The organism is Caulobacter sp. GW821-FHT11E10 (genome assembly GCF_058808375.1).
The window spans coordinates 290429-297134 of record NZ_JBXARP010000003.1 but is presented as its reverse complement, the minus strand read 5'-3'; the positions used below and the strand labels follow the sequence as shown (position 1 = coordinate 297134).

Annotated in this window: 6 protein-coding genes and 1 tRNA gene; 3 read left to right on the top strand and 4 right to left on the bottom strand. The window is 65.7% G+C overall.

The window, feature by feature from the left end; genetic code table 11:
• On the bottom strand, window positions 1-1602 hold a 1602-nt coding region (locus tag AC1RRV_RS07445), incomplete at its 3' end, for a FecR domain-containing protein (RefSeq protein WP_492858958.1).
• Window positions 1603-1788: 186 nt separating this feature from the next.
• Between AC1RRV_RS07445 and AC1RRV_RS07440 the strand changes: the two genes are divergently transcribed.
• The gene (locus tag AC1RRV_RS07440) at window positions 1789-3348 is read left to right on the top strand and encodes a ShlB/FhaC/HecB family hemolysin secretion/activation protein (protein WP_492858957.1); all 1560 of its coding nucleotides are present in this window, start codon (window positions 1789-1791) and stop codon (window positions 3346-3348) included.
• Between the two features lie 6 nt (window positions 3349-3354).
• On the opposite strand, the gene AC1RRV_RS07435 is transcribed toward AC1RRV_RS07440, so the two are convergent.
• From AC1RRV_RS07435 to AC1RRV_RS07425, 3 genes are all read right to left on the bottom strand, one after another.
• Window positions 3355-3747, bottom strand: a complete 393-nt coding sequence (locus AC1RRV_RS07435; RefSeq protein WP_492858956.1) for a response regulator — start codon at window positions 3745-3747, stop codon at window positions 3355-3357.
• Between the two features lie 157 nt (window positions 3748-3904).
• Window positions 3905-5362, bottom strand: a complete 1458-nt coding sequence (locus tag AC1RRV_RS07430) for a putative bifunctional diguanylate cyclase/phosphodiesterase (protein WP_492858955.1) — start codon at window positions 5360-5362, stop codon at window positions 3905-3907.
• A gap of 398 nt (window positions 5363-5760) precedes the next feature.
• Window positions 5761-5836, bottom strand: a tRNA-Ala gene (locus AC1RRV_RS07425).
• Between the two features lie 112 nt (window positions 5837-5948).
• Between AC1RRV_RS07425 and AC1RRV_RS07420 the strand changes: the two genes are divergently transcribed.
• Both AC1RRV_RS07420 and AC1RRV_RS07415 read left to right on the top strand, forming a co-directional pair.
• Complete coding sequence (locus AC1RRV_RS07420; protein WP_492858954.1) at window positions 5949-6263, top strand: YggT family protein; 315 nt, start codon at window positions 5949-5951, stop codon at window positions 6261-6263.
• Window positions 6256-6555 (top strand): DUF167 family protein, encoded by a 300-nt coding sequence (locus AC1RRV_RS07415; protein WP_492858953.1) that lies wholly within the window; start codon window positions 6256-6258, stop codon window positions 6553-6555. Before AC1RRV_RS07420 ends, AC1RRV_RS07415 begins: the two co-directional genes overlap by 8 nt.
• The last annotated feature ends 151 nt before the right edge of the window (window positions 6556-6706 follow it).

The window sequence follows — 6706 nt, the reverse complement described above, 5'->3', positions numbered from 1 at the left end:
GGCGTTGCTGTTACCCGAGCCGGCGTTGTCCGACCCGGTCCCGCTGGAACCGCCGGCGCCATTGCCGCCGGCGTTGCCGTTGTCGTTGCCGCCCGCGTTGCTGTTGCCCGAGCCGGCATTGTCCGAGCCGTTGCCGCTGGAACCGCCGGCGCCATTGCCACCGGCATTACTGTTTCCGTTGCCGCTGGCGTTGCTGTTACCCGAGCCGGCGTTGTCCGACCCGGTCCCGCTGGAACCGCCGGCGCCATTGCCGCCGGCGTTGCCATTTCCGTTGCCGCCCGCGTTGCTGTTGCCCGAGCCGGCGTTGTCCGACCCGGTCCCGCTGGAACCACCGGCGCCATTGCCGCCGGCATTCCCGTTTCCGTTGCCGCCCGCGTTGCTGTTGCCCGAACCGGCGTTGTCCGAGCCGGTCCCGCTGGAACCGCCGTTTCCATTGCCGCCGGCGTTGCCGTTGTCGTTGCCGCTGGAACCGCCAGCGCCATTGCCGCCGGCGTTGCCGTTGTCGGCGCCGCCCGCGTTGTTGTTGCCCGAGCCGGCATGGTCGGAGCCATTGCCGTTGGAACCACCCGCCCCGCTATCCGCGCCACTGGCGCCGGCGCCACCACCGCCAGAACCGGTAACACCGGAACCGTTCCCGCTCGAACCGCTCGCGCTATTGTCGCCACCCACCGGGCCGTCGGCGGCGGCTGGGCCGCCCCCGTTGCCGCTGGAGTTGCTCGCGCCGTTGCCCTTGCCGCCGGCGTCGCTGACGCCAGGATCGGCCGGAGCGCTGGTTCCTGGAGCGTCGCCGCCGGGGGCCGCGTCACCACCGAGCGAAGCGAGGCTCGTATATGTGGCCGCCGCTGGCGGCGCTTGCGTGGCGTTGGACTTGGCGGACTCTTCGGCCGGCCCGGTCGTGCTCGCCTCGGCCGTCCGGCCCGCGGATCCCGGAGCGGCGGTGCTGGGCGCGGTGGCGGCGGTCGGCCCCTCGACAAGGCCGCCGGACACCTCATTGTAGTCCAGCGACACCGTCTGGACGGGCAAGGGCGCCTGCGTCGTCTCGCGCGGCGTCTCGACACTGAGCTGCTCGGGCGCGGCCTTCGAAACCATGCCCGTCGCACCGGAGCCGACGTCGCGCGTCGCGCTGCCTTGATTGGCGTGAACCTCGACCAGCCCTTCAGCGACGTGCACAGAGTCGGCGCCCATCTCCACGTTCACCGTGAAGGTCGTGCCCTTCACGATAGCGGCGAGGAGAGGCGTCTCGACGCGGAAGTGTTGCGACGGCTTCTTGTCGATTTGGAACAGGATCGAGCCCAGGTCCTGCATGACCCGGGTCATACCGTCGTTCGACTCCGGCGCTACCGTCATCCGGCTGTTGGGTCCAAGCGTGATCCGTTGAGCGCCATTGAACAGGGCCGCGCGCCCGCCCGCCGCCGTCGTCACCACGCTGCCTACCGGTAGTACCTGGTTGGCGCTAGCCGACGCGGGAGCCTTGCCCGGGGCGGCGATGCGAACCACGCCCGCGACTTCGACGAGTTTCCAGTCGGCCGCGAAAGCCTCAGTAGTACTGAGTAGAGCCAGCGCGATGAGCGAGACCGCGAGCGCCGTACGAGTCGTACCCATGAGGAGCCCCTGTGTTTCTCAATCCCTAAGGAGCTTACAGGTAGGCCGATTTACCTAAGGGTCCTTTAATCGTCATGGTGCGCATACTGGCTTAACGGCGAATTTATCTGTCAGGACTACTTCTGTAGGCGACAAGTCATCTCACAACGTAAGTTGAAACTAGTGCGCGGGCACGACTTCCTCTCAATGGTTCGCACCTGGCTGCTGGCGGCCCTTCTGGCCACGGCAACCCTTGTCGCGCCGGCCTTTGCGGAGTCGGGGCCACCTGCCGACCAGCCGCCCGCTGAGCGCTTCGTCCTGACCGGCCTGACGATCGATGGCGTCAGCGCCTATCCACTCAAGGAGCTGGCGCCGCTGTATGCGGGCTATCTGACCCGCGAGGTCGCCATCGAAGATTTGGTCAAGATCGCCCAGACCATCACCGACAAGTATCGCAAGGACGGCTACTTCCTCTCGCGCGCCGTCGTCCCCCCGCAAGCGCCGGGCGGCCACGCCCGCATCCGCGTCTACGAAGGCTATATCGACCAGGTCGAGGTCACCGGCGACGCGGCGCCCGCCGTGGAGGCCCTGCTGGCCGGTATGGCCGGGCGCAAGCCTCTGCGACTCGCCGAGCTGGAGCGACGACTGACCCTGGCCAAGGATCTTCCCGGTGTCCGCCCCAGCTCGCGCATCGAGCCAGTCCTGGAAGATCCCGCGCGTCACAAGCTGGTTGTCGTCGCCGGCCTTAAGCGCTGGACGGGCAGCATCCATGTGGACAATCGCGGCGCGCGCTCGGTCGGACCGGTGCAGGCGAACGTCCGCATCGGCGTGAACAGCCTGGCCATACCGGGCGATCAGCTGGCCATGTCCGTGCTCACCGTGCCGAACGATCCTGGCGAGTTCGTCCAGGGCGAGGTCGCCTACAGCGCGCCTCTGCCGGGCGACTCCCGCCTTCGCGTCGCGGCCTCCGCGTCGAAATCTCGACAAGGCAGCGCGCCGCTCAACAACGCCGTCGGCACTCAAAGCCAGGCGGTCAGCCTGCGCCTGGCGCATCCGCTGGTTCGCGACCGCAAGCACGCGGTGTGGGCCACCGTGACGGTCGATGGCCGGCACGTGGAGCAGTCGTACCGCAACGGGGCCGCTTATGACGACGACCTGCGCGTCGCCCGCGCGTCGCTCCAGGCGGACAGCGGCGACGGTCGCCGGTCAGTCAGCGGCTACGCGCAGGTCTCGCGTGGCCTCGAAATCCTGGGCGCCACCAAGACACCCAGCCGCTCGCACTCGCGCTTCGACGCGGATGGCGGGTTCTGGAAGGTCAATGCCGGCGCGAGCCACTATCGCGATATCGGCCGTCGTGGCGGCGTCTACGTTTCGGCCGACGCGCAGTGGAGCCCCAACCATCTGCTGCTCTCCGAAGAGTTCGCGCCGGGCGGCCTGCCCTACGGACGGGCCTACAACTACGCGGAAATCTCGGGCGACAGCGGCGTGGGAGCCATGGCCGAACTGCGCTACGGCTTCGCGCCGAAAGCCTCGAAGGTCAGCTTCGTGCAGGCCTATGCCTTCGTCGACGGGGCTAAGGTGTGGAACAAGGCTTCGGCCTTCAGCCTGCGGTCCGCGGCGTTCTCTTCGACCGGGGCCGGCTTGCGGGTCACCGTGCAGAACCGCGTGACGGCTAGGATCGAAGCCGCGAAGCCTTTGACCCGTACGCCCTATGAGACGGGCGACAAGAATTGGCGCGTCTTCGCCTCGATCTCAGCCTCGTTCTAAACGGGTTCAGGTCAGCGCGCCGCCCAGGTCGCCCCGGGCGGCGATCGCCTTGCCGATCGTATCGAACAGGTTGTTCATCGCGACCGGCTTCATCATGACGTCGTCCGCCCCCGCGCTCAGGCAATTGTCGCGAATGTCAGAGGCCATGTCGGCGGTGACGACGATGATCGGCAAGGTAGCCTTGGCGTCGTCGCGAGCGCGGATCTGGCGGATAGCGGTCAGACCGTCCATGCCGGGCATCCGCAGATCCATCAGGATCAGGTCATACTCGTTGTCTTCGATCATCCGCAGGCCGGTCTCGGCCTCCGGAGCCTCGGCCATATCCAATCCGGCGACGGACAGCATGTCGCGAACGACGCGGCGGTTCATGGCATCGTCTTCGACGAACAGAATCCGCAAGGCAAACTCCCAGTGCGCGTTGCTCTGTTCATCCGCTAAAACGCGAGTGAAGACAATCCCTTGTCGCTAAGAGGGCGCCCGTCGGCTCGCGGGAGGTCTTGAAGGTGGCCGTAGGTAGAACCGTGCGGCCATACCGCACGAACCCAGACCGAGCCGGTCAGCCCGTCGCGCCGCCGGCGGCTTGGACGGGGAATTGGAACGGCGAGATAATTCCAGAGACCAAGGCGGAGAAATCACCGTTCGCCAACAGCTCGCCCAGCGCGTCGATGTCCAGCGGCCTGGAAACCAGATAGCCTTGGATGTTGTCGCAGCCCATCGCGCGAAGCAGAGCCAGCGCTCGAGCGCACTCCACGCCTTCCGCCGTGACTTCCATCCCCAGAGCATGCGCGACGTCGATCGTTGATCGCACGAGCAAGGGATCGCGATGGCTGGAGGTCAGGCCCGAGATAAACAGCTTGTCGATCTTGAGCTCTTGGGCGGGCATCTGCTTCAGGTAGGAAAGCGACGACAAGCCTGAGCCATAGTCATCGATGGCGATCTTCACCCCAGCGTCCACGAGGGTCTGAAGGTTGGCGAGCGCTCGCTCGGGATCGTCGATCACGGCCGTCTCGGTGATCTCGAGGCCCAGCGCGCAGCGCTCGAACCGGCGAGCCGCCGACAGAATCCAGTCGCAGAACTCCGGGTCCGGCAGCAGCCGCCCCGAAAGATTCAGATGGATGACGACCGGCTTTCCGGCGGCCGCCAACAGCGCCTGGTCTTCCAGCGCCCGCAGCACCACCCACTGGGTGAGATCGGCGATCAGGCCGGTCTCTTCGGCCAGGCCGATGAACACATCCGGCGATATCCATCCCTTGGAAGGATGACGCCATCTCAGCAGAGCCTCGACGGAACGGATAGACTGCGACGGCACGTGAAGCTTGGGCTGATAGACCAGCGACAGCTCGCCTTCCGCAACCGCCATGCGCAGATCGCGCAGCATGGCGTTGCTTTCCAACGCCCGTTGCAGATCCGCCTCGCAGTAGAGCTGCACCCGTCGTCCTTGCGCCTGCGCCTCGATGAGGGCGTCGGCGGCGCAGTCGACGACATGCTCTCCTTGATCGGCCCGGTTCGCAAAACCGATGGCCACCTCGAGATCGAAGACCTGGCCTTCCACAAGCAGGCGACGCTCCAGGACAGCCTCCAGCTTCACCAAGATGGCCTTGGCGTCGTCGTCGTGTTCGGCGTCGAAAGAGAATTCCAGTCCGCCGCGCCCAACGCGCCCGATCTGAGATTGCGGCAGCAGCGCTCGGAGACGCTGCATGATCTGCTGGACGATTTGATCGGCGACAGAAGACCCAAGCTTGCGTCGCAATTGACCCAGGCCTTGGACCGCCATTACGGCGACATGGGTCCCGGCGGTTTCCTCACCGTCGGATGACACGACGAGTGAAGATTGCTTGCCTTGCCGGCGGTTGTCCGCGTCGAGGCGTGCGGCGATTTGATTGAAGGCGTGAGCCACCGGGTTCCGGCCGGGCGCTCTAAGCGCATGTTCGCCAGAAGCTAGGCGCAACAGCCCCGTCTCAATGTCGAAGACATCGGGGGCCCGGACTTCAGTTGCTGTTTTCGCGGAGTCCATAACCTCCGAGCGTTTAGGTAAAGCTCTAATTACGTATTAATTCGCCAGAGGAACGAGAAATAAAATCGCTGCCTCAACATCTTCTACTGTTCGTCCGCGACATCTATTGGGACGCTTGCGCCATCGCCGCGTGACTTAGCCGCCCCTCAGCGACAAGGACGGCGGCATAATGTCACGGGGGCGAAAATGGGCCCGATGTGCTTCGGGAATATTCTTGCTCAAAGTTCGCGGCTCAGCCGGAAAGGCCGCCGCTCGCGAGCGGCGATCGCCATGCGGCTGAGCGCCCATCAAGTTTCCAGTCGACGCCAAGCAAGCGCGAACAAGATGAAGGAAGAGCGCGGGCGCGGCCCAACGCACGCACGCCGAAAGCCTACAAAGCATGACTTAGAGGAGGTCCTTGGTGGAGCCGAGGGGAATCGAACCCCTGACCTCCTCATTGCGAACGAGGCGCTCTACCATCTGAGCTACGGCCCCAAGGAGCGGCGGAGATACGGCCCCGGAGCGCGCTCGTCAAGCGGGGTTCTCACCGCGCCTTGCAAGCAACCGCCAAGCGCGGCAAGAACGGAACGTTCAGGATTGGAACCCCATGGCTGCGATCATCACCTTCGTCTTCTTCATCATCGGCAGCCTGCTGAGCCTGCTCTGGCTGGCCATCATCATATCGGCCGTTCTGAGCTGGCTTTTCGCCTTCGAAGTCATCAATCCGCGCAATCGGGCCGTCGCCCAAATCAGCCTCGCGCTGGACCGCATCACCGACCCGGTCCTGCGTCCGTTCCGCCGGATCATCCCGCCGCTGGGCGGCATCGACATCAGCCCGATCGTCGTCCTGCTGATCATTTCGGGCGTGAAGGAGATCCTTCTGCCCGCGATGAAATACGCCTTGCTCGGTCTCGTTGGCTGAGATCCTGGCCGTCCGCCTGACGCCGCGCGGCGGCCGCGACGCCGTCGACGGCTGGGCCCTCGACGCGGATGGACGGCCTTATCTGAAGGTGCGGGTCGCCAGTCCGCCCGTCGACGGCGCGGCCAACGCCGCGCTCACCGCCTTCCTCGCCAAGTCTCTCAAACTCCCTCGCTCGGCCGTGCGGCTGGCGACCGGCGATACGGCGCGCGTCAAGCGCCTGGAGCTCGACGGTGTCGGCCCGGAGGATCTGGAGCGGGCTTTCGGGCCACGGCCCAGCGCGGCGCCCCGGTAAATCCTTCCCCGAAGGCGGCTCGAACGCCTGTTTGCGCGCACGATGGCGCCCCCCGCGAAGCTTGACGCCAAGCCATTGACGAGACGGCGTTCTTTCATTTCCTTTTAGGCCTTCGCGGCTAACTTGGCCGCAAGAGGGATCCATTGTGATC